Origin of the sequence: Treponema sp. (genome assembly GCF_017430385.1) — a bacterium.
Taxonomy (GTDB): domain Bacteria; phylum Spirochaetota; class Spirochaetia; order Treponematales; family Treponemataceae; genus Treponema_D.
The window spans coordinates 1-25,391 of the sequence record NZ_JAFRNB010000021.1 but is presented as its reverse complement, the minus strand read 5'-3'; the positions used below and the strand labels follow the sequence as shown (position 1 = coordinate 25,391).

Here is a 25,391-nt window from a genome sequence, read left to right as displayed (position 1 = left end):
GATAGCCTGACCGAGCGAAGCTCGGTAGCACCCATATCGTCAGACTTTTCCACTTAAAACAGCACCGCCCGTGCGATCGTGAAGTAGACCATGAGGCTTGTGGCATCTACAATCGTGGTGATGAACGGGCCTGACATGACGGCCGGGTCTGCGTGAAGGCGTTTTGCGCAGATTGGAAGGGCACAGCCAATCATTTTTGAGACCATTACGGTGACAATCATCGCGGCGCAAACTACAAGTGCAATCGGAAGCGTGATGCTGTAATTGTGCAGAAGATCGCGGTCAACAAGGATTATCTTGGCAAAGCAGACGGCTGCGAGAGATGTTCCGCACAGAAAAGCGACGCGCATTTCTTTCCAGATGATTTTCGGTAAATCCCTGAACGAAACTTCTCCGAGCGTCAGTGCCCTTATGATTGTGACCGAAGACTGAAAGCCTGAATTTCCGCCTGTGTCCATGAGCATCGGGATGAAAGCGGTGAGGGCCACCTGAACGGCGAGAGCGTTTTCAAATCCTGTGATAATCATGCCTGTAAAGGTCGCACTGACCATCAGAACTAAAAGCCATGCAATCCTGTGGCGGAACAATTCAACCGGCGTTGAGAGCAAATAGTGTTTTCCTGTCTGAGCGGGCATGCCCTCTATTTCAATGATTTCGTTGACCTTGTTTGCACAAATCAATCCCATCAAAATCGGAATGTTTTTTTCTTCAACCCGGTTAAAAAGCGTGGTGAGGTCTTTCGTTGTCATTGTAGAAAAAATATCCCTGATTGCCGAATACTTTTTTTCGTCCAGAAGATGCTGAATCATCTCCTCAATTTTGAAAACGAATTCCATTTTGCGTTTCGCATGAGAAATGAGAATTGTAAGTGTGGCTTGAATTAGAGCGAAAGATTATGGCAGGAAGCCGAGAGGTGTTTTGCTTTTTTGTCGCTCAAAAACGAGCCGGAACTACTGTCATTGCCCATTGTTTCCTCCATGTAAGTGATTTTCGGGCATTGTACAAAATACGCAAGTCAGTGTCTATTGTTTCTGGGAAAAATTTTTCTTATAATTGATTTATGACAAAAACACAATTTAAGATTTTTTCTGATTTCCGCGATGAATTTTGCGGGTATTGCATGAAGATGAACAAAGCTTATGGTGATTTGCTTAAGCCTTTGCAGATTGCGGCCAGGGCTGATGATACGCCTGATTATCCGCTTGAAACTCCTGTCGTTTATAACACGGCTCTTGATGAAATCACTGAGGAAAGCGATATCCGCATGATTGTGATTGGTGATAATCCTGGAAAAGACGAGCAAAGGGAGAAAAACAAAAGGTATCTCGTGGGACAGAGCGGAAAGCTTGCCGCCGGTTTCTTTGAGAAAAACACTGAATTCAACACTGACTTCCGCAAAAATGTCATTATTTTGAACAAAACTCCAGTTCACACGGCAAAAACCACGCATTTGAAATACCTGATTAAAAACGGCGGAATCCAAATCCGTGAGCTTATCAAGGAAAGCCAGATTTTTATGGCGCAAAAAACGGCAAAACTTCATCAGGACTTGTGCCGGGCTGCTGGTGCTGAAGGAATTGCACCGGAACTCTGGCTTGTCGGTTATGCCGAGCTTAAGGAGGCAGGCCTTTTTCTAAGCTATAAAAAAGAGCTCCTTGAAAATTATGACAAGACGAGTGAGGCCTGGAACAAAGTTTTCGTTTTCCAGCACTTTTCGATGAACAGGTTCTCTATTGATTTAAAAAATTATCAGGGAAAGCACCGCGATTTGGGAATTGTCGGGGCGGCTCATGAGCTTGGTCTGATTCATAAAAAAGAGATTTTCGGGTAAGGGGAGAAGTCTCTCCCCTGTGCCGCATTTCATTGCGGCACACCCCACTCTCCTAGGGCAAGCCCTAAAACCCAATCTTTGCATAATGCTTGCATATTTTTACGCAAAACGCTAATATTATTGCATAAATATTCATTTTAGTGCAATTTTTTGCATAGAGAGGCGAATTATGGCAAAAGAGAAGGTTATCCTTGCTTATTCAGGTGGTTTGGACACGACGGTTATCATTCCGTGGCTCAAAGAAAATTATGATTATGATGTCATCGCCGTTTGTATCGATGTCGGTCAGGGAGATGACTGGGAGCTTATCAAGGGGCGTGCGCTCAAAACTGGAGCAAGTGCCTGCTATGTTGTTGATGCCCGTCAGGAATATATCGAAGAATACATCTGGCCTGCTCTCAAAGCAAACGCTGTTTACGAGGACGAATATTTGCTCGGAACTTCTACAGCACGCCCTCTTATCGGAAAAATCCTTGTTGAATATGCCCGTCAGGAAGGTGCTGTTGCAATCTGTCACGGTGCTACAGGAAAAGGCAATGATCAGGTTCGCTTCGAGCTTGCAATCAAAGCTTTTGCTCCGGACTTGCGCGTAATCGCAGCATGGCGTGACGACAAATGGAACATGGACAGCCGCGAGGCAGAAATTAAATTCCTTGAAGACCGCGGACTTGAAGTTCCAATGAAGAAAGACCAGTCATACTCACGCGACGAGAACATCTGGCACATCAGCCACGAAGGCCTTGAGCTTGAGAAGACCGAGAATGAGCCGAACTATCCTCACATGCTCAAAAACACTGTCGTTCCAGAGACTGCTCCTGAGAACGGTGAATATGTCACAATCGAATGGGAAAAGGGAATTCCTGTAAGCTTGAACGGCAAAAAAATGAACGGCCTTGAGCTTATGACTGAGCTTAACAAAATCGGTGGAAAGAACGGCGTCGGCCTGGTTGACATCTGTGAGAACCGCTGCGTTGGTATGAAATCTCGCGGCGTTTACGAGACACCGGGCGGAGCAATCCTTTACTTCGCACACCGCATGATGGACCATATCTGTCTTGACCGCGATACATATCACTACAAGCAGCAGGTTTCTTTGAGACTTGCAGAGCTTATCTATGACGGAAAGGTTTTCACTCCGCTCTATGATGCTCTCATGGCATTCGTTGACTCAACTCAGCAGACTGTCACTGGCTGGACAAAAGTTAAGCTTGTTAAAGGTCAGATTCGTGCCGCAGGTTCTGGCTCAAAATACAGCCTCTACAACGAGGACATCGCTTCTTTCACAACTGGTGAGCTTTACAACCACAAAGACGCACAGGGCTTCATCACTCTCTTCGGACTTCCACTCAAAGTACGCGCTATGATGGAGCAGAAAGTAGGTGAAGGTCAGGCAGTAAAAGAAAGCAAGAACTTGAAGAAACGCCCAACGGAGTAGTTTTGTAAAATTCCTCACAGAGCTTCAGAGAACACAGAGAAAATTTAATATAAATCTCCGTGACCTCTGTGTACTCTGTGAGAAATTTACTAATTCCCTGCCGGAGTGCGGCGCATTTTTTTTCTTAGTCGCAAATAAATGTCAGCATGTTGCCGGTGCGCTCTTTGCTCTTGTATGTGCCTCTGTCGGCGCGCTGGTACATTGCTTCAAATGTGTCTTCTGCTGAAATCGGATAGAATGCCGCTCCTGCGCTCACCGTAATCTGCCGGCCGTTCAGTTCTGGAATTGATATGCTGTCAACGGCATCAAAGAATCTTCGTAAAATCCTTAATGCCATTTGTTCAGTCGTTACGCCGCCTGCAAATGCCGCGAATTCATCACCGCCAAGCCTGAAAACAATGTCTGTGTCTCGGAAAGCCTTTTTGAGACATTCTGCAATCGCGATTATAACTGCGTCTCCCGCCTGATGGCCGAAATCATCATTAATTGACTTGAATTTATCGACATCCATGAGGAAGAACATTCCTTTTTTGCCTGCATTTATTGCTTCTCGGATTTGAGACTCGCCGCTTCCCCTGTTGTTTATTCCTGTCATCATGTCGGTTTCGGAGAGCTTTTTAAGGGCTTCCTGCTTTTTTTTGTCTTTTTCAATTGACTCGAAAAGGAGAAGTGCGCTCGCAATCCTGTTTTTTTCGTCACGCTTTACGACGATGTAGCGTAATCGGATCCATCTTTCCTTGTTGTCTTTGAATTCAATTGAGATTGATTTTTCGTCGCCCATCCTTTCATCGAGAGTCCATGTGTCCAAAAATTCCTTTACCATTTCCGTGACACTTTTTGATGATATTTGCTCAGCGAAGTAAAAGCATCTCTTGCTGTAATTTGTGAAATCCCCGGCAAGAAGATTGTCGAAATCCGGATTGCTCCTTATGACTCGAATTCTGTCGGTTTTGAGGTCGATTTTTGCCGCCGTGACATAAATGCTTCCGACTGCACGGATTTCATCGTTGAGCCGTTCCGCTTCCATGTATTTGTGATTCATATAGAAGAAAACGAGCAGAATTACAACGATTATTATGAGAATGATTGCAAAAGATGCCAGATAAATTGAAATCAGCGGGCCGTAAAGATTTTTTGTTTTGAGGGTGTAAAGCAGAACCCACTGCTCATTTACCGATTCTGCAAAAACAGTGTAGTCTCCGCTTTCGGATTTGATTTCAATCATTTCTCTTGCTGAATGACCGAATTTCTTCATGAAAATCCTGCGTGCATCTGATTCGTCTTTTTTTAAGTTCGTTCCTACTTTTTGAGGATTTGAATCCGCGATGACATTGCCGAGCCTGTCGATTACAAAAACCGAGTCTATATTGCTGTCAGAGGCGGCCTTTTTTTCTATCATTTTTTGAAGGCTGTCCATGTATATGTCCATAGAGACCGCGCTTTCCAAATCGTCGAGAAGCTGACTTACGGCCATCATCATGCTGTTCGTGCGGGCATCGAGATACGGATTTACGAGCATTGGCCTTCCGCCTCCGTTGAATGCCGCTATGTACCAGGGACGGTCTTTGGGCTGGTAGTCAATCGGTTCCTTCCAGTTTGCTCCGTCGAGGAATTTGCCTTTGTAGTAACTGTAGATTCCTGTCGTGTTCCCGCTGATTGTGGTTGCGTAGGTGTTTGTCTCATTCACGAGGTAGTTGAGAGCTTCTTCATGGCTGCCGTTGTTCTTTAGCAATGCGTTGAGCCTTGTTGCTGAGAATGCGATTGCGTCCATCGGAGTTTTTACATATAGGTTTACCTGATTCGCGCTTTCGGCGGTGCGGCTTTCCCATTTGCTGATGATGTTCTGCTTTGATGCCGAATAAAGCCTTCTGAATGTGTGCACGATTGCCAGCGAGGAGACTATCATTACTATGAGAGAAATTATGGCAAAACGCCTGTTGAAATTCAAATCCTGTTTGCTAGTGTTTTTCATCTGTTTATATACAGATTACCACTAGATTTGTGCTTTAACAAGAAAAATAAATTTGTTTATATCGCAAAAATATGTTAAAATTGTTTCTATACATGAAAGCTATTTTTTTAGTGCTGATGGCGGCAATTCTCGCATTTTTTCCTACGGGAACAAAAAAACTTCTCAAACGAAAGGGCGTTCTTTCAAAAAAAATGTTTGCCGTTCTCATTCCAGCCACGATTTCGGTGTTCGCGCATTGTGTCGTTATTTTGACCCGGAACCACCTGCTTGCAAGTATTTTTTATTCCATTTATTTTGCAACGGCAACTTGGATTTCAGTTTTTGTTTTTGATTTCTGCGTTCTCTATGCTGACAGTAAAATCAACAGAAGAATCTACAAATACTTCATTCTTCCTGTTGCCATGCTTGACAGTCTTTCTCTCATTGCAAACATATTTTTTCCTTTCCTGTTCTCATTGAGGGATGTTGCTTACGGTTCTGAGCATTTTTTACGCTATTCGCCGACAGCATACTTCCTTATCCATGTCGTTTTCGGCTACGGTCTTTTCATTTACTGCTTTATTATCATGGCAATAAAGACTTCAAGGGAAACTCCGAGCATGAGGATAAAATATTATTCCCTTCTCACATTCCTTTTCCTTATAGCGGCTTCAAACATTATTTATATTCTTCTTGATTTTCCGTTCAATTTTTCGATTCTCATTTATGCGTACTGTTTCATCGCGTCGTATCATATTCTTTTCAAGGTCATGCCGCGCAGGTTGATTTTGAAAACTCTCGGCCTTATCGCGAACGGGCTTAAGAACGGAATCGTCCTGCTCGATATGAGCGGGGAATGTATTTATATCAATGATTTTGTCAAGGATTTCTTTGGCTGCACCCGGCAGGATGTCCTCAAGACTGACATAATAGAAAGTTTCGTAAAGAGGCGCAAGGCGGCCGGCACGGAGGACAAGTCTGTCTTTTCATGTGAGCTTGATTACCAGAAAGGTGATTTCCGCTACATTCTTCAGGTTTCGGATTTTTTTATCCGCGAAAATGACTGTGACATCGGGCGATACTATCTTATCGAGGACATTACAAAAACAAAAAATCAAGTTTACGAAGAAAAAATGCTCCGTACAAGGGATTCTCTGACTGGGCTTTTCAACAAGGAATATTTTTTCGAGAAGGTAGACCACAGGCTCAAATTTGACCGCTTCACGCATTATTACCTTCTTGTTACCGATATCGTTAATTTTAAGCTGATTAATGATTTGCATGGAAAGGCTTTCGGTGATACGATCCTTATGCGGATTGCAGAATCAATCAGGACTCATGCGGCCCCGGATGATATTTACGGAAGGCTGTACAACGATCATTTCGTCATGTTCGTCCCAAAGAGGCATTTCGATGAGGAAGCTTATGTTGAGTCTTTCCGAAGCAAAATGGAATATCTCAACGCGTTCTCATACACTCTTATCGGTCATATCGGCGTGTATGAGGTCGATGATTTGTCGCTTCCTGTCTCGGTCATGTGTGACCGGGCTTTCCTTGCGCTCAAATCAATCAAGTCAGATTATAAGAATACTGTTGCGTACTATGACAACCAGCTCCGGCTTGAAGTGCTCAAGATGCAGATGCTCATGAACGAGCTTCCGCTTGCGCTGAAATACGGGCAGGTCGTGATGTATCTCCAGCCGCAGGTCAAGAAGAACGGAGAACTTATCGGGGCTGAGGCTCTTGTCCGCTGGCATCATCCAACTCGCGGTGTTATTCCGCCAACGGAATTCATCGAGATTATCGAAAAAATCAACATAATTTCTGATGTTGACCGCTATGTATGGGAATGTGCCTGCAAAAAACTTGCCGAATGGAAGAAAAATGGCCGGGAAGATCTTACGATTTCAGTTAATATTTCTGCCCGAGATTTCTTTACGATGGATTTGTACGAAATATTTACCAGTCTTGTAAAGAAATATGATATTTCGCCAAAAAATTTAAATCTGGAGATTACCGAAACGGCAATCATATACGATTTTGAAAATCAAATGAAGCTCCTTAACCGCCTGCAAAAAGCCGGATTCGTCGTGGAGATGGATGACTTTGGAAGCGGATATTCGAGCCTCAATATGCTCAAAGATATTTCGGTTGATGTCCTTAAGATTGACATGGGCTTCTTGCAGAAGTCGAAAGATGACGAGAAGAGCCGTAAAATTCTTGAGAAAATCATCATGCTTGCAAAAGAACTTGGAATGGAAGTCGTCACGGAGGGAATCGAAACTGACGAACAGATTGGCTTCCTTGCAAATGCGGGCTGTGATTTCTTCCAGGGATTCTACTTCTCCCGTCCGATTCCTGTCGAAGACTTTGAGGAAAAATACTTAAAATAAAAGGTTGTGATGAAAATGAACGATATTACAAACATTGAGAATGAAACAGAACTTACTTCAAAGGATTTGGAGGGCGCGCTCCGTGAAATGTGCAAACTCCTTGCTAAGAACGGCAATCCTGATTTTATATATGACTTTTTCGGCTGTCTTTTTACCCCGGCTGAAATGAACGACTTCGCAAAAAGATGGCTTTTGGTGCGTGAAATCGACAAGGGAACGACACAGCGCGACATTGCCAAAAAATTCCATATTTCCCTCTGTAAAATTACGCGTGGTTCAAGGGAACTTAAAAAAGAAGATTCCGCTTTCCGAAAATTGCTTGATTACGCTGACAGCATATAAAACAAACCACAGATTACACAGATTTCACAGATTAAAATTATTGTCATAAGAAAATCCAATTTGCGGCAGCTGGGTAATCTATGATTATATATTTTTATTGAAGAAAATGCTCTGATTCAATATAATAGTTGCATAAATTTTTTAGAGGTCGTTGTTTTATGCACGCTATTGAATTGGAAAAAGCTTATAATCCAAAAGAATTTGAGGACAGAATTTATTCTCAGTGGGTCGAGAAGGGCTACTTTAAGCCTTCTAGCGATTCAGATTCCCCTGTACATTCACAGAAAAAATCTAACATCAAATATACAGTCGTGATTCCGCCGCCAAATGTAACTGGCGTTCTTCACATGGGCCACGGTCTCAACAACACTTTGCAGGATATCGTTGTCCGCTATCACCGTATGAAGGGAGACGACACTCTCTGGATTCCAGGCACTGACCATGCTGGTATCGCAACTCAGAATGTCGTTGAGCGCGCTCTCAAAAAAGAAGGCAAATCTCGCAACGACTTGGGCCGCGAAAAGTTCATCGAGCGCACCTGGGAAGTAACTCACGAGCATCATGACACAATCGTAAAGCAGCAGAAAAAGCTCGGAAACTCTGTTGACTGGAGCCGCGAGCGATTTACTTATGACGAAGGTCTTTCAAAGGCTGTTCGTGATGTTTTCGTAACATTGTATGAGCGCGGACTTATGTACAAAGGCCAGCGATTGGTAAACTGGTGTCCTCGCTGTGGAACTGCCCTTGCTGATGATGAAGTTGACCATGTTGATACACAGGGCGCAATGTACCACCTTTACTATGAATATGCAGACGGAAGCGGTAAAATCGAAGTCGCAACAACCCGCCCGGAGACATTCTTTGGTGATACAGCCGTTGCCGTAAACCCTGATGACGAGCGTTACAAGGACCTGGTCGGCAAAATGCTCAAGCTGCCTCTCACCGGCAAAGAAATCCCAATCATTGCAGATTCTTATGTAGACAAAGAATTCGGAACAGGTATGGTAAAAATCACTCCGGCTCACGACCCTAACGACTGGGAAGTTGGTTTGCGCCACAATCTTGAAGTAATCAATCTTTTGAACCCGGACGGAACTTTGAACGAAAATGTTCCTGAAAAATATCGCGGACTTAAATGCGAGCAGGCACGCAAACTTGTAATCGAAGACTTAACTGAAGCAGGACTTTTCAAGGGTGAAGAAAAGATGGTTCACTCTGTCGGACACTGTTACCGCTGTAAGACTGTCGTTGAGCCGTATTTGAGCTATCAGTGGTTCGTAAAAATGAAGCCTCTCGCAGAAAAAGCCCTCAAGGCATGGCGAGACGGTGAAATCGTATTCTATCCCCGCAAATGGGAAAACACATATACTCACTGGATGGAAAACATCCGCGACTGGTGTGTAAGCCGCCAGATCTGGTGGGGACACAGAATTCCTGCATGGTACTGTGAATGCGGTGAAACAATCGTTAGCCGTGAGGACGTTAAAAAATGTCCAAAATGCGGAAGCACAAACCTCAAACAGGATCCTGATGTTCTTGACACATGGTTCTCTTCTTGGCTCTGGCCGTTCTCAACTTTGGGCTGGCCTTCAGAGACTGAAGATTTGAAGAAATTTTACCCGACAACAGCTCTCGTAACAGCTTACGACATCATCTTCTTCTGGGTAAGCCGCATGATTATGGCTGGCCTTGAATTCACAGGCAAGGCTCCATTCCATGACATTTACATCCACGGTCTCGTACGCGATAAGCAGGGCCGAAAGATGTCAAAATCACTCGGAAACGGAATCGACCCTCTCGACATCATCGATCAGTACGGCTCAGACGCCCTCAAATTCACTCTTTCATACCTTGCAGCTCAGGGACAGGACGTTCTCGTTGACAACGACTCATTCAAGATGGGAAGCCGTTTCTGTAACAAAGTATGGAACGCAAGCCGCTACATTCTGGGTAACCTCGAAGGCCGCAATTTGATTCCTGTAAAGGACAGCGACCTCAACGAGCTTGATAAATGGATTTTCACGGCATTGAACAAGGCTGCTCAGGACGCTCGCGCAGCCCTTGACGGCTACCGATACAACGATGCTGCTTCAACAGTTTACGAGTTCTTCTGGAACAATTTCTGTGACTGGTATGTTGAGGCCACAAAACTTTCATTCTGGCACGGCGACGACCACGAAAAAGACCGCGCTGTTTCAGTTCTTCTTAACGTATTGGAAGAATCTTTGCGTCTCTTGCATCCTTTCATTCCGTTCGTTACCGAAGAAATTTACTCAAAATTGCCATTGGCAGAAATTATCGAAAACCGCAAAAAGGCTGGCGAGCAGAAGGTTATGTCTAACGAAACCTATTCTGACCTTCTCGTTACGGCTCCATATCCAGAGTTCAGCGCAACACGCGAGAATGCTGAGATTACAGCCCGCTTCGCAGCTTTGCAGGATCTCATCCGAAGTGTCCGTGGCTTACGAAACGAGTGTGGCGTAAACCCTGCAGACAAAATCAATCTTGCCGTTCTTATCGAGAAGGGCAGCGCAGCAGAAGTTTGCCGCGAAAAGGTCGAGATGATTCAGCTTCTGGCTGGTCTTTCAAAGGTTGAGTTCGTTGATGCAAAACCAACCAAGTCAATCGGTACAGTCGGCACAGGTTTTGAGGCTTTCATCATCCTTGACGAGAACATCAACAAAGAACAGCTTATGCTCCACTTCCAGAAAGACCTTGAAAAGGACAAAAAAGAAGCCGAGCGCACCGAAGCCAAGTTGGGCGGTAAATTCGCTGAGCATGCTCCAGCTGAGGTTGTTCAGGCAGAGCGCGACAAACTCGCCGAAACAAAACGCCGAATTGAAAAACTTGGCACATATATCGAAGCTTTGAAATAGTTAGCTGAACGACAAGTTCAACTTAAACAGATAATGCAAAAACAGGCGTAGGTGAGGTTACGACACGAACTCGCCTGAGCTTCGCTCACTGCGATGTTCGATGGCGTGTTCTCGCCGGGAGCCTGTTTTTGTAGTAGCCGATTAATGCTAACTTGGCATTCAGAAACGGAGGAGCGTATGGCTAGTAAATATGAGATGAAGGTTGATAAACCTGACCAGATGGACAAAGAGCACATGCAGCAGCTCAAGCATATTGTGCTTGCTCCGTACATGCAGCTTTCCACTGGGCTGATTGGCAAAGGCCGTCATGCTGGTGGAAACATGTTCCGTCATCAGATTGATACTCTTGGAATCCTTATCGACTACGGCTATATCGACTCCGTGCTTTTGAAAGCTTCGCTCGTTCATGATACTGTCGAGGACATAAAGGGCTTTGACAGAAATGAAATTGTAAACGCCGACCCTGAAGGCCAGCAGGTTCTTGATTTGGTTCTTGAGGTAACGCGCCGTGAGGACGAGGATAAAATTCAATTTTTGCGCCGGATTATCAACAACGGAAGCCAGAAGGCAAAAATCCTGAAATGTGCTGACCGAATCTCAAACATGATTTCACTTGGTTTTGTCACTGACCCGAAATTTATCGAGCGGTATTGTGACGAGACCGAATTTTATCTGCTTCCTATGGCTCTTGAGATTGATTACAATATGTATCAGGAGCTTATCGAGCTTGTTCGTACCCGCCGTCGCTATCTTGAGGATGGTGGATATTTCTGCGACAAGCACAAGGACTCGTCATCGGACAAAATTTAAGTCTTAAAAATGTCTTATTTTCACTTTTCCTAGGAAAATTTTCACAAAAGCGATTTTTTTACCAAAAAAAGTTTTCAAAAAGTTTTAACCTGCTCTTAGAATTAAAGTATGAAAAAAGTTGCTTTAATTCTTGGCCTTTTTGCTGCATTTATATTTTTTTCATGCAGCAATCTTACGGTGGGAGATTCGTCTGAGTCTGCTGAAATCCAAAATTCAGCCGCTACAGGAAGTCTTGTCATTGTCGGGTCTGATTCTCAGGGTAATTCCCGCGCTCTCAATGTTTCTGACATCATTTTTGCAAAACTCGAAGTTTCCGGCACAGGAATTTCTGTTCCTCTTACGGCAGATAGCAGCGTTTCTTCTGGAAAGGCAAATGTAACTGTAAAAGATATCCCGGTTGGTAAAAATCGAATTGTCACAGTTTACGCCTTTGACGCTGACAATAAAAAACTCGGAACTGTTGTGCTTCGCGCCGTCACGGACATCAAAGCCGGGGAAAACACAGTTGCGGTCAATAAGAATTCTACGGCTCTTGGAAATGTCTTTGCGGCATTGCTTTCTGGCGGATATGATATTTCAAAAATTGATGATGCACAAAAATCTGAGATAAATTCCAAAATTGATTCTTCAAAAAGCTGGGCTTTGATTGATTCTGCTTCAATCGCTACTGATTTTTCAAATAACTCTTTGAAAAGTTCTGAAAATTATATTCTCAAAACTGGAACCGTTTCCATTATCAATAATGACGGCTCTACTTCGCTTCAGATTGGTGACCCGGTTTCTGCTGTGGCTGAAAATCTTCCTGCGGGAACTTCGGTTGTAGAAAATGTCGCTCCTGGAACCTGGCCTGTTTATGTTACAAAGGCAGACGGAACCATCGAAAAGACTTTCGTAACCGTGCGCTCTGAGGAAAACTCTTCTATCACGCTTGGAGAAGTTTCGGACAGGATAATCGTTCATGCGAAATATACACATATTTGGGCTTGGAAAACTGGTGAGGAATCTGTTAATTACACTGGCGGAGTTTGGCCAGGAAAAGCCATGACGGAAGAAGAGAATGGCTGGTATGTCTACACATTCGAGCAAACCGCTGTTGATGTGCTTTTGAATAACAACGGTAATAGCCAGCACAAAGCGAGCGGGCAGGGCGGTGACAGCCTTACAGCAGGAGAATGGTGGTACAAAGACGGTACCTGGTATGAAGAAAATCCTGATGATTCTGTGGAGCCTGTTCTTGAATCATTTACTGCAAGCAAATCCTGGCTTGTTTCGGGTGAAGTTCTTCTTTCGGTAATGGCAAGCGATGACAAGGCACTCTCAAAGATTGTGATTACGCTCGATGATTCAAATCTTTTTGTTAAAAATGTGAGCGGAACTTCTGCAACTGCTGAATATACATGGAATACGCAGACTTTCAAAAACGGTGAGCATGTCGTTAAGGCTGTGGTTTATGATGCGGCTGGAAATCTTTCTGCTGTAAAGGCTCTTAATTTCACGACCAATAATGAAAATCTTCCGCCTGTGGCAAAAATTTCTGGAACAATAGTTGCGGGAGCTGGAAAAACAATTTCTTATTCTGCAGCAAATTCTTTCGACCCGAACGGTGGCGATATTTCTTCTTACAAATGGACTGTGAGTGGCGCCGTTTGTGATTCAACGACTGAAAAGAAAATCAATGTCACGATGCCGGAGGTGGCTGGGGCTTGTGTAAGGATTTCTCTTGTCGTAACTGATGATGAAGGGGCGGATTCAGAAAGCGTTTCGATTGATGTCACAACTGTAAAAATCGATGAGAACTGGGATTTCCGCGATGAGACGATTTATTTCCTTATGACAACCCGATTCTATGACGGAGACAAAACAAATAACGCTTATTGCTGGGAAGACGAGGCATGTTTTAATTCAATTACATTGGGCGATCCGGGCTGGCGCGGTGACTTTAAGGGGCTTATCGAGCGGCTTGATTATATCAAGGCACTTGGATTCAGTGCAATCTGGATTACTCCAGTTGTCGAAAATTCGAGTGGATTGGATTATCACGGTTATCATGCGACAAATTTCACCAAAGTTGATCCACGCTATGCAGGCTTGAATGAGGACCCGATGCAGTCTTATCAGAATCTTATTGATGCCTGCCATGAAAAAGGAATTAAAATCATTCAGGATATCGTTTTGAATCATACTTCAAACTTCGGTGAGGAAGGAATTTTCAGAATCTTCGACACGGCAGACAAACGGCCTGATGCAAAAGGCGTTACAAAGGCTGTCACTGCATTCTCGCAGAATGAGAGCGTAAGTGCGTTGTCTAGCGGACTTTATGGCCTTGACTGTCTCAAAAAGGCTGTCGGTGGAAACGATTACTGGAAACTTGATGGTGGAGCGCAGTTCAGAAGCAGAATCAATGCGATGAAGGAAGATTTTAATGACACTGAGCGGGCTTATCATCATGAGAAAAATATGCAGTGGGAAGGCTATAATGTTCAGACTGCACAGATGGCTGACGATTGTGTAGACATCAATACCGAAAATCACAAGGTCGCGGAATATATCAGAAATGCTTACATCAAGTACATAAATATGGGAGTTGATGCGTTCCGAATCGACACGGTTAAGCACATAAGCAGGCTGACATTCAACAAGGAATTCCTGCCGTATTTCAAGCAGGCTGGTGAGGCAAACGGAAAGAATTTTTTCATGTTCGGTGAAGGTTGTGTTCTTCGGAATGAGGTTTGGAATGACAATAAACCTCCGATTTCTATCCCATTCTACACCTGGAAGGGAAATGATGATTCATATTCATGGAGCGAAACAGATCCGCTGGCAAATGAAGAAACTGTATATCAGCATTTCAAAGACAATCTGAATCCTCTAAGCCAGCCTGTGAGCGACAACGCTTTTTTGAACGGCAACGATTATCACGAGCCGGACAGAAGCCAGTCAAGCGGCCTTGATATGATTGATTTTTATATGCATCACTGTTTTGGCTCTGCAGGAAGTGCGTTCGGCGTTGCAAAGCAGGAAGACAGATACTTCAATGATGCGACATACAATGTTACTTATGTTGACAGCCATGATTACGGCCCGAATGAAGGCGGATATCTGTACACGCGCTATTCTGGCGGAACCGATGCGTGGGCTAATAATTTCAGCTTTATGTTCACATTCCGTGGAATTCCATGCGTTTATTATGGCTCGGAAATTGAATTCCAGAAAAGCTGCCAGATTGAGCCGTACACCAACGGAAACAAAGTTCCTTATGCGAGGTCCGGACGGGCTTATTTTGGAGACCATCTTGAAGGAAGCGTAACTGCAAGTGACTACGGAGTTTATGAGGCCAGCGGAGAAGTTGCATCGACTTTGAGCAGCCCGCTTTCACAGCACTTGATTCGTCTGAACAAAATCCGGCGTGCGATTCCAGCCTTACGAAAGGGGCAGTATTCAACGGAAGGTTGTTCCGGTGCTATTTCTTACAAGCGCGCGTACAAAAAGAACGGAATTGACAGCTTCGTTCTTGTCACCGTCGGCGGAGGAGCCACATTCTCCGGGGTTCGGAGCGGAACTTACATCGAAGTCGTGACAGGAAAATCCGTGAATTGCAACGGAACTCTCACATCAGATTCTATCGGCGAGGGAAATGCCAGAATCTATGTGCTACAGACAGGAGACGGCGTTGAACCGACCGGAAAAATCGGCAGTGACGGCGCATATCTAAAATAAATGGTAAATAATTTCTGGAGGAATTAAAATGAAAAAAGTTGTTGGATTTATGGTTCTTGCTGCAATGGTTGCATCTTTTGCTTTTGTTTCTTGCAAAGCTGGTGAGGATGGAGATACGGTTTACATTCCTTATACACCTGAAACAAAAGACAGTGAAAAAGAGAATAAAGCCGCTGAGATGGCGCAGGTTCCTGTAATCACAAGCCAGCCGCAGGGGGCGACTTATACTGTTGGAACAAGCGATGTAAATCCTCTCCGTGTCATCGCTGAGGTTACAGATGGTGGAACGCTTTCATATCAGTGGTATAAGACTGACGGTTCTCCGATAAATGGGGCAACATCGGCAATTTTCCAGCCTTTTGATGACGGGAAGGCACCTTTCGTAGAAACAGAAACAATTTATTCATATTATTGCATCGTAACGAACACTTATGAGAATGCAACGGATACAACTCATAAAACTCAGACAAAACAAACTTCAACCGCAGTAATCACTGTTAAGCCTCTTCCAAAGCCCATGGCACCGGCAATCCCGGATGGCAAAAATCTTTCCGGAACCGCAGCCGGTGAATCAAAGGTTTCCCTTTCTATCGAGGCGAGCGTTACCGACGAAGGATCGATCTCATATCAGTGGTATAAAGATGGTGCTGAAATTAGTGGTGCGACAAATCCATCTTATGAAGCGGTTGAAAGCGGAAAATACTATGTTGAGGTCATAAATTCACTCAGGGGATTAGCAACGAAAATCAAGTCAAATGAATGTACTGTAACAATTGGAGTCGGAAACAGTTCTGGCGATGCAGGCATTAATATCGATTTCAACTAAAACGATTATGGGAATTATATTATCATGAAGAAAATTATTAAAAATCTAGTTATGCCGCTTTCTCTATGCGTGCCTCTAAGTTTTCCGCTCGTGTCAAGCGCTAGCTTCACAGATTCAGGCTCAGTTTTGTATGGCACCGTAAAGTCTGCTGACTATGGAGTGAGATTCTAGCCCGATTTATTAATCAATGGAGAATAGAAAATGAAAATTTTTGATGTGAAAAAGATTTTTGTACTTCCTCTGATTTCTGCGCTTGTTTTCGCCGGCATTGTGACAACTTCTTGTAAGACCGCAGATGATTCTGATTCTGGTTCTGCCACAAGTGCCACCGTCTCTTATGGCTCTCTTTCCGTGACTTTGGCAGATGTCTCGCAGTCTGGAAGGGCAGTGTACACGACCGGAATAAAAACTGCTGTAGTAACTGTCAAAGGCTATGACACTAAAGGCTCTTCTTTCACAAAAACATCTGCTTGCGTAAGCGTAAGCGATGGTAAGGCAAGCGGAATCACAGTGAACGAAATTCCTGTCTGTAACAATGCTGTTGTTTCAGTTCAGGCTTTTTCTGATGATTCTGCGAATTACAAGATTGAAGGAATTACAATTTCCGCCGTAAAAACAATTGTCGCAGGAAAAAATGAAGTCTCAGTCTCATGGGATTCTTCAAGAAAAGGAAATGTCTATTCTGCATTGATTTCTGCTGGGGTAAACACAAACTCTCTTACTCAAGCTCAAATTTCTTCTATTGATAATGCAATTCCTGGCAATATTCACGCAAGTCTGATAGATTCTGCTGGAATCGCTTCTGCTTTTAAGGCCGGAAATCTCGCATCTTCTGACTCTTACAAACTTACTGCAGGAACTTTGAAAGTCACTTGCAATGAATTCAACGGATGTACCTTGCAGCTTTCTGATCCTCTCAGCGCGATTTCAACTGCAATCGTGAACAACACGGTGACAATCAGTAATGCAGCTCCTGGAACATGGACAATCTATGTTCTTGACGGAACTACAATTAAGGCGAGCAAAAAGGTAAGAATCGCAAGCGGAAAAGAAACTGCGGTCACAGTTGGAAATTTTTCAGGCATCCAGATTCAGGTCGCAAAATCCCTGGGCTTCGACCTGATTCATTATTGGGACTGTTCTGATGCCGAAAATTATCCTAATACAAAGTGGCCAGGAACAGAAATGCTTTCAGTCTGGAGCGATGACGATTACGTTTTCAATTTCGCAGGCTGCTCTTCCGTGAGTCTTCTGATTACAAAAGCGGATGAAACTAAACTCTGCGCTGATGATATTGTGATTTCAGCTCCGGGGGCTTACAGAATCACTTCAAGCGGCGCAAGCACTTCTTCTTATATTGAAAGGAAATCGTCAAATCCGCCGGTTGAGGGCAAAATTGTCTCAGACCCGAACGAACTTCGCATTTATCAGGTGATGGTCGCAAGTTTCCAGGACGGAGATCCAAGCCGTGGCTACACTCAGATGTGGGGGCCGGACAATGCGCTTAAAGGCGGCGACCTTCAGGGAATCATCAATGCGCTTGATTACATTAAGGAACTGGGATGCAATGCGCTTTGGATGACTCCGATTTTCCAGTCAAGCGGATTTGACGAGCGGCTTGAGGCTACTGGTTATTTTGCCACTGATTATTTCAATATTGACAACCATTTTGGAACGAACGAGAAATTTGCTGAGCTTGTAACAAAATGTCATGAAAAAGGAATCTCCGTAATCCTTGATGGTGTTTTCGGGCATAATGGTGCAAGTCAGGGCGGAACGATGCAGGCTTCTCCTAATAGAACTGGCATCAAAAATCCAGGAAAAAAACCAGACACTAATAATCCTGTAAATTATGCCGGAAATCCAGATTCCCTCAAATATTATTCTGATGTCGCAAGCTATTGGATTACTGAATACAAGATTGACGGATGGAGACTGGATCAGTGCTATCAGGTTGGATTGGGAGATAAATCAAGTACGGACAATACTGGTGCCGGCGGACATAATTATTGGTATGACATTCGCAAAGTCGTTGAGGAAGCAGCTTCTTCAAACGGAACAAAAGGCAATGATTGGGGAACTTTGGGCTACATGGTCGGTGAGCACTGGAACGGAGACCAAACTCGTATTCAGGCGGGAAGTGTAGCGAGCGGAACTGCAAATGGATATGGATTGAATTCTTGCTTCGATTTCCCGGCTTATTATCAGGTTGTTCAAGGATTTGCTCAGGAATATGGAGACCCTTCAAAATCAACAGACAATATAACGACTGGATTGAGCTATCTTTACAAGACATATAGCGAAAAAGGATATTCTTGCCTTGAGGATAATGGATCTTATGAGCCTTACTATCCTAACTTTATGCTCTCTAATCATGATCTTTATAGAATTGGAGATGTTATAAAAGATAAGTGGAATTGTGCTTATGATTCTTCTGAATACATCGGCCGAAACAAAGTCCTTCTTGCGGCTCAGTGTGCTTATACTGGCCCGATTACAATCTATTATGGCGATGAAATCGGAGACCATTCTACAGATTTGAGCGGCTGGGGCGGTGACAATGTTGCACGCTCTTCTGGAAAAATCACCGGATTTGATTCCCGCGAGCAGGCAATTCATGACTGGACACAAAAATGTCTTTCTGTTCGGGCTTCGCATGAGGCTTTGTGGAATGGCTCAAACACTCAGATTACAGGCGAAAGTGATTTCTATGTTGCCAAAAAAATTGGTGGCGGAGAAACAATCTACATCGCGTTCAACTATTCTTCTTCACCAAAAACTTTCTCTGCAAGCGGAAAAGACCTTCTTTCTGACACAACTTTCAGCGGCACTGTCACGGTACCTAGCCTGAGCGCAGTTTATATTTTGGAACAATAGTTTCGGGAGGACTATTCTATGATTAAAAAAGTTTCTGAATATGCGGTAAAGTTCTTTAAGCCATTGTTTTTGGCCTCGTTTTTGCTGGTCGTGGCTCTTGCGGTCAATATTTTATTTGATTCCTGTCTTCAGATTCATGATTATGACGATGACGACTACACTCCGGCTAATCCCTATGGTTCTCTTGCCGTTACGACCGGAAACTCTTCTAATCGTGCGCTCTGTGTCTCAGACATAACGGCCGCTGATGTGACTGTTTCTGGAACAGGATTTTCTCCAATCTCCCAGAAAAATGTCCTGATTTCTGGCGGTGTAAGCTCTTCGGCTGTCAAAATCGAAAAAATTCCAGTCGGAAATAACAGGGTCGTTTCGGTTGAGGCAAAGACAAACATCGGAAATATTCTCTCTAAAATGGCCGGCGTAAAAATGACATCCGTGACGAACATCACAAGCGGAGACAATTCCGTTTCCGTAAATTGGGAAAACTCAAGGCTCGGAAATGTTTTTGAGTCTCTCCTTGCGCTTGGCTATGATGTTTCGGCTTTGGACACGCTTGCCATAAAAAACATTCTTCCTGACACACACGCAAGCCTGATTGATTCTTCAAAACTTGCGGCTGACATTAAAAATTCTGGCGGAAATCTTTCTGGTCTGAATCCAGAGAATTACCGCCTTTCTCCGGGAAGTCTCAGCTTTACGAGTGATGATGCGCTTAGCCTTGTTTTTCAGATTTGTGATCCGGTTTCAGAAAAATTGACTTCCGTTGTTCCCGGGTCAAATACGATTCAAAATATCGCGCCCGGAACATGGAAAGTATTCGGAATCGTGAACGGAAAGAGCGTAATTTATAATTCTTCGGTTAAAATTGAATCCGGGAAGAATCAAGATTTAGGTAAAATTTCTTTCAAAGCTCCGAAACCTCGGCTTGAAAATGCTGATGGCAGCCAGATTTCTGAATTCATAAACTCTGAGACGACGGTTTACCTTAAAGCCAGAAATTTTGACGGCGAGGAAGAGATTAGCGGCGTTTCAATTTATTACACTTTGGACGGAAGCCAGCCTTCTTCTTCAAGCACAAAATACAGTGGCGGAATCAGAGTCAATGCCGGCACAAAGTTGAAGGCCATCGCTGTCGTATCTGGGCTTTTTGACTCTGATGTCGCAAGCTGGGATTTCTCGAAACCAACTTTGGGCTATACCCATCCTGCAAATGGAGATTTTAGTGCCGTTGATTTGAACGGTCAGGCAGAAGGCTTTGGATGGGCTAGCGGAAACTGGCCTTTGGGTGCGAATGTAAGCGGCGGCGAGACGACTTTTGCCCTTTATTCTGCAAACGCTGAGAAAATTCTTCTTGAAATTTACGCCGTTCCTTACGGTGAGGATGCTCTTTACGATTACTGGATGGAAAAGGACGGAAATGATGTATGGCGTGCAAAACTGAGCGGAAATCTTTCCGGGGCAGTTTATGCCTTCCGTGTTTGGGGCACAAACTGGAAGTATGATTCTGCATGGAGCCGTGGTGGAAGCAGTGCTGGTTTTGAAGCTGATTATGATTCTTTTGGAAACCGATTCAACCCGAACAAAGTTGTTTATGATCCTTATGCAAAGGAATTGACTCATGATGTGAGCAATGCCGAAGCAATAGCCGCGTATAAGACAAAAAATGCGGGTTATGCACTTTCAAAACCTGAATATGCGATTCTTTCCAGCGGTCAGCCGGTCAAAACTTCAACAAAATGGCGTGAATATGACTCAGGCACGATTTCGCCAAAAGGATATGTCGTTTCTGATTCAACAGGTTTTGGTTCAAAGCCAAAAATTGCCGCAAGCGAAGCAAGAATTTACGAGGCTCATGTCCGAGGCATCACTCAGCACGATTCTTCTTCAAGTCTTTCTTCTATTTTAAACGGAATCGAAGGCTTTGAGGCAGTTCAGAATGTTCCTGCTCAGTATCGGGGAACTTACAAGGGAGCATCTTATATGGCTCCGTATCTTAAAGCTCTTGGAATCAATACGATTGAGCTTCTTCCTGTTCATGAGACGGACAATGATGCGAATCCAAATGACGGACCTGGCGGAAATTACTGGGGCTACATGACTTTCGGCTATTTTGCCCCGGACAGAAGGTATTCATTCGATAAATCTGCCGGCGGACCTACAAAAGAATTTAAAGAAATGGTCGAAGCTTTCCATAACGAAGGAATTGAAGTTTACCTTGATGTCGTTTACAACCATTCTGGAGAAGGCGGAACTTGGAATGGAAGCAAGACACGCTGGAATTCTTCTGCAAATCAGTACGAGCCGAATCCAGACTACGATGAAGGCAAGCAGTGTACTGTTGTAAGTATGCGCGGAATCGACAATCAGACATATTATTCACTTTGCACGGACAAAAAATGGAGTTATTGGGAAACTACCGGCTGCGGAAACAACTTGCAGTGTGATAATCCGGTCGTTCGCCAGCTTATAATTGATTCTCTTTCATACTGGATTTCAGAAATGGGCGTTGACGGATTTCGTTTTGACCTTGCGCCAGTTCTGGGAAGGGAAGGCACAGGTTCATGGAATTTCAGCAGCTCTGCGGCAACTCTCACCAAGATTGCTTCTCTTGGAAGCGCAAATGATGTTGAGATGATTGCGGAGGCGTGGGATTGCCAGTGGCCTGGCGGATATAAAATCGGAAAATTCCCTTCTGGATGGGGCGACTGGAACGGCGTGTACCGTGATGTCGTGCGAAAATATGTCGGCGGAGCCGGAACAACGGAGACTAAATCTGATTACGGAAATGTTCTTTACAACCTGAACATCGGAAACGCGCTTTACGGAAGTAGCGATATTTTTGGAAGCTACAGGCCTTCAGTGAACATGATTGTCGCACATGACGGCTTTACACTCGCTGACCTTTCTTCATACTCTGGAAAAGGCAATGCCATGAACGGAAACGCATGGCCTTTTGGTCCAAGTGACGGCGGAAATGGTGATACGAACTACATTGTTGATGACACTCCAAGCGGACACAGGCAGATAAACCGCAACTACATCGCCCTGCAGATGGTGACTCGCGGAATCCCGATGATTGTTTGGGGCGACGAATTCAGCAGGACTCAGAACGGAAACAATAATCCGTATAATATTGATTCTGTGGCGACCTGGAACAATTACAACATGATTAACACAAAGTCTCCGCAGGGCATTTCCACAGGCGGAAGCGGAACTTACAATGATAAATTCGGCACTTTCGGAAACACAAAATTAAGGAACGGAAACTTCATCTTTATGAAGAGGATGCTTGAGATGCATTCAGACCCGGCCTTTACTCAGCCAACTTACACAACTCCTTCTTATATATGGAATTCTGGAAAGGACGAGAATGATTTCAGCTTCGGATACAAGATTTCAGGCTCTAAAGTCACAGACGGCCACGATTTCTTCTTCTTCAGCAATATGACTGGCGGAGAGGTCAAAGTCACTGTTCCTGCTCCAGAAAATGGTTGTCATTGGGTGAGAATTTGTGATACAGGCAGCTGGGCTGAAAAATATGAGAACAGCTGGGATGTAAACGACACTGAGGCAGATGGATATTATTCGATTTCTACAGAAAAAGATTACGGTGTCGGTGCTCACACTGTAGTCATCTTTGAACAGATTAAAGACGGCGGGGAGGGGCCTGTTGTTCCGACATGCGCAATTCCTTCAATAATTGGTGAGTCTCAGTTTGAGTCAAGCACAACGGTAACAATCACTTGCGGAACTGCCGGCTCAACGATTTACTACACTCTCGACGGAAGTTCTCCTTCAACGCTAAGTACGGAATACACAGGTTCATTCATCCTTACTGAAAGTGCTACTGTAAAGGCTGTTGCCGTAGCTCAGGGATATAAAAACAGCCTGGTTGCACAGAAAAAATTCAAAAAAGAATCATTTGTAATCTCTGACAAGAGCGGCGTAATGCTCCAGGGATTTACATGGGAAAGTGCGAGCCGTACAGTGACCGCCAAGCAAGGAAAATGGTACAAAATAATGTCCGCACAGGCAGATGTAATCAACGATACCTTCAAATATCTTTGGTGTCCGCCTCCGACAATGAGTGCCAGCATGGGACCAGAAGGATATATGCCTACTCAGCTGAATGTCCTTGATTCATTTTATGGAACGGGTTCGGAACTTTCTTCGTTGCTTTCAAAATTTACGAAGACCATGCCGATTGCAGATATCGTAATAAATCATCGGTGCGGCACAACGAACTGGGGAGATTTTTCAAATCCTGATTTTGGAGTCGTAAAGGGTAGCAATTATCAGGCAATTTGTTCTGATGATGAAGGATTCTCTGCGGCCGGCTCTGATATGTATAATAATTCTGTCCGGGGAAATGCTGATACTGGCGGAAAATATGGGGATGCGCGTGATATTGACCACACTAATCCGATTGTTCAGGCACAGATTGTAAAATGGATGAACGAGAAGCTGAAATCAGTTGGTTTCAAGGGATGGAGATACGATTTTGTAAAAGGATATGACGGATATTATGTCGGTAAGTATGATGCCGAAACTGATGCACAGTTCTCTGTCGGTGAATTGTGGGAAGATTTTAATCCGTCGAACCCGAACGGTCTGGGTGACACGATAAAAAACTGGGTCGCAAGAACTGAAACAGGCGGCTATCGCTCACGGGCCTTTGACTTTGCGCTTAAAGGCGTTATGAACACTGTATTCGGAAACAAGGGAAGCGGAATTGCGAATTCAAATTACGGATTCCTTGAGAATGCGGCAAGCCTGATGATAAGTCAGCCGGCGGATTCCGTGACCTTCGTTGATAATCATGATACTGGAAGCACACAGGGGCACTGGTATCTTGACCCGGATGATGTCGGAACGGCATACGCCTTTATTCTGACCCATCCTGGAATTCCTTGCGTGGCATGGCAGCATTATTTTAATGACTCGGAGAGCGGCGGCTACAATGACAGCCAGTATATTGGTGGAAAAACTGTTCCTGGAACAGGAGTCACTTACCGCAAGCACATTGATAAACTTATTGAAATCCGTAAGAAGGCCGGTATCGAATATGACAGCCCCCGCACGACTCTTGCGGCCAATAATTCTGTTTACGCCGCAAAGATTGAGGGCGCGAACGCAAATCTTGTTGTCGTAATCGGAAGCGGAAGCTATACTCCGAGCGGTGATTACGGAAGAATCTACAAGGGAACGAATTTCGTAATCTGGCAGGAAGGTGCAGAAGATGTTTATGGCGGTGGAGGAGAGTCACTTACATTGTCTGTAACAGTGCCTTCATGGGTTTGGTCGGACGGCGCGGCTGTGTTTGCATGGGTTTGGGGCGACTCAGCTACTGGTGAATGGATAACTGTAACTGGCTCTGGCACAACTGCGGTTATTACAGTTCCTTCTGGTACAAAGGGATTCAATATGGCTCGCTGTGTGAGGGGCACAACGGCACCAGACTGGTCTGCGAAAGGCAATTCGGCAGGGCGAATCTATAATAAATCAGAAGATGTTGTGGTTCCGTCCGATTATTACGGCACGAACTGGGTGGAATATAATCCATAAAAATTCCTTCTCAGCTCGGAAAATTTTGGGGCTGGAATCGAGGCCGCTCCGCTATGGAGCAGTGCCGTAGGCAGGCAAAAGCCGGCGCACAAGTTGCGACGGCTTTTGACCGAGCGTTAGCGGGCTGCGGAACAGCGGCAGCAGAATAAATTTGCGCCTTTTTTGACTTAGGCTTGTTCGGAATATTTCAGATTTATTGCAGAATTCTTACAAGAATCTTGCCTAAATGTCACAAATGCTGTATTTTATAATTATCAAATTTGTATTTCTATTTATAAGGAGATAAAAATGGCAGTAAAAGTTGCTATTAACGGTTTCGGCCGTATCGGTCGTTTGGCATTCCGCCAGATGTTTGGTGCAGATGGTTACGAGGTTGTAGCTATCAATGATTTGACAAGCCCAAAAATGCTCGCTCACCTCTTGAAGTATGATACAGCTCAGGGTGGATACGCTGGCCGCATCGGTGAAGGAAAACACACAGTAGAAGCTCACGACGGTGAAGGTGAGGACAACTACATCGTAGTAGACGGCAAAAAAATCGTTATCTACAAAATGCCAAACGCAGCTGATCTCCCATGGGGAAAAATCGGCGTAGATGTAGTTCTTGAATGTACAGGTTTCTACACATCAAAAGAGAAGGCACAGGCTCACATCACTGCAGGTGCTAAAAAAGTCGTTATCTCAGCTCCAGCTGGAAACGACCTCCCGACAATCGTTTACAACGTAAACCACAAATCACTCAAGAAGGGCGACAATATCATTTCTGCT

Annotated in this window: 13 protein-coding genes; 11 read left to right on the top strand and 2 right to left on the bottom strand. The window is 44.3% G+C overall.

Annotated elements, in window-relative coordinates:
* Positions 1 to 53 precede the first annotated feature (53 nt).
* Complete coding sequence (locus tag IJJ71_RS01490; RefSeq protein WP_296844891.1) at positions 54 to 836, bottom strand: magnesium transporter; 783 nt, start codon at positions 834 to 836, stop codon at positions 54 to 56.
* A gap of 224 nt (positions 837 to 1,060) precedes the next feature.
* On the opposite strand from IJJ71_RS01490, the gene IJJ71_RS01485 reads away from it, so the two are divergent.
* Both IJJ71_RS01485 and IJJ71_RS01480 read left to right on the top strand, forming a co-directional pair.
* Positions 1,061 to 1,831 carry a hypothetical protein gene (locus IJJ71_RS01485; RefSeq protein ID WP_296844889.1) on the top strand — a complete coding sequence of 257 codons (771 nt, stop codon included), beginning with the start codon at positions 1,061 to 1,063 and terminating at the stop codon, positions 1,829 to 1,831.
* Between the two features lie 169 nt (positions 1,832 to 2,000).
* Positions 2,001 to 3,266, top strand: a complete 1,266-nt coding sequence (locus tag IJJ71_RS01480; RefSeq protein ID WP_296844888.1) for an argininosuccinate synthase — start codon at positions 2,001 to 2,003, stop codon at positions 3,264 to 3,266.
* A gap of 124 nt (positions 3,267 to 3,390) precedes the next feature.
* Here the strand turns inward: IJJ71_RS01480 and IJJ71_RS01475 are convergent, their stop codons facing one another.
* Positions 3,391 to 5,238, bottom strand: a complete 1,848-nt coding sequence (locus IJJ71_RS01475; protein WP_296844887.1) for a sensor domain-containing diguanylate cyclase — start codon at positions 5,236 to 5,238, stop codon at positions 3,391 to 3,393.
* 92 nt (positions 5,239 to 5,330) lie between these two features.
* Between IJJ71_RS01475 and IJJ71_RS01470 the strand changes: the two genes are divergently transcribed.
* The 9 genes from IJJ71_RS01470 to IJJ71_RS01430 form a co-directional block, all read left to right on the top strand.
* A complete protein-coding gene (locus IJJ71_RS01470; RefSeq protein ID WP_296844886.1) occupies positions 5,331 to 7,610 on the top strand; it encodes an EAL domain-containing protein in 2,280 nt (759 codons plus the stop codon).
* A 15-nt stretch (positions 7,611 to 7,625) separates the two neighbouring features.
* The gene (locus tag IJJ71_RS01465; protein ID WP_296844885.1) at positions 7,626 to 7,952 is read left to right on the top strand and encodes a Trp family transcriptional regulator; all 327 of its coding nucleotides are present in this window, start codon (positions 7,626 to 7,628) and stop codon (positions 7,950 to 7,952) included.
* A gap of 158 nt (positions 7,953 to 8,110) precedes the next feature.
* Positions 8,111 to 10,828, top strand: coding sequence for a valine--tRNA ligase (locus IJJ71_RS01460; RefSeq protein ID WP_296844884.1), 2,718 nt, complete (start codon positions 8,111 to 8,113; stop codon positions 10,826 to 10,828).
* 195 nt (positions 10,829 to 11,023) lie between these two features.
* Positions 11,024 to 11,638 (top strand): hypothetical protein, encoded by a 615-nt coding sequence (locus tag IJJ71_RS01455; protein WP_486389604.1) that lies wholly within the window; start codon positions 11,024 to 11,026, stop codon positions 11,636 to 11,638.
* Between the two features lie 108 nt (positions 11,639 to 11,746).
* Positions 11,747 to 15,355 carry an alpha-amylase family glycosyl hydrolase gene (locus tag IJJ71_RS01450; protein ID WP_296844883.1) on the top strand — a complete coding sequence of 1,203 codons (3,609 nt, stop codon included), beginning with the start codon at positions 11,747 to 11,749 and terminating at the stop codon, positions 15,353 to 15,355.
* Between the two features lie 28 nt (positions 15,356 to 15,383).
* Positions 15,384 to 16,181 (top strand): immunoglobulin domain-containing protein, encoded by a 798-nt coding sequence (locus IJJ71_RS01445; protein ID WP_296844882.1) that lies wholly within the window; start codon positions 15,384 to 15,386, stop codon positions 16,179 to 16,181.
* Between the two features lie 201 nt (positions 16,182 to 16,382).
* Positions 16,383 to 19,058 (top strand): alpha-amylase family glycosyl hydrolase, encoded by a 2,676-nt coding sequence (locus tag IJJ71_RS01440; protein WP_296844881.1) that lies wholly within the window; start codon positions 16,383 to 16,385, stop codon positions 19,056 to 19,058.
* An 18-nt stretch (positions 19,059 to 19,076) separates the two neighbouring features.
* Positions 19,077 to 24,623 carry a chitobiase/beta-hexosaminidase C-terminal domain-containing protein gene (locus tag IJJ71_RS01435; RefSeq protein WP_296844880.1) on the top strand — a complete coding sequence of 1,849 codons (5,547 nt, stop codon included), beginning with the start codon at positions 19,077 to 19,079 and terminating at the stop codon, positions 24,621 to 24,623.
* Between the two features lie 288 nt (positions 24,624 to 24,911).
* The coding region (locus tag IJJ71_RS01430; RefSeq protein ID WP_296844879.1) for a glyceraldehyde 3-phosphate dehydrogenase NAD-binding domain-containing protein at positions 24,912 to 25,391 on the top strand (480 nt) is incomplete at its 3' end.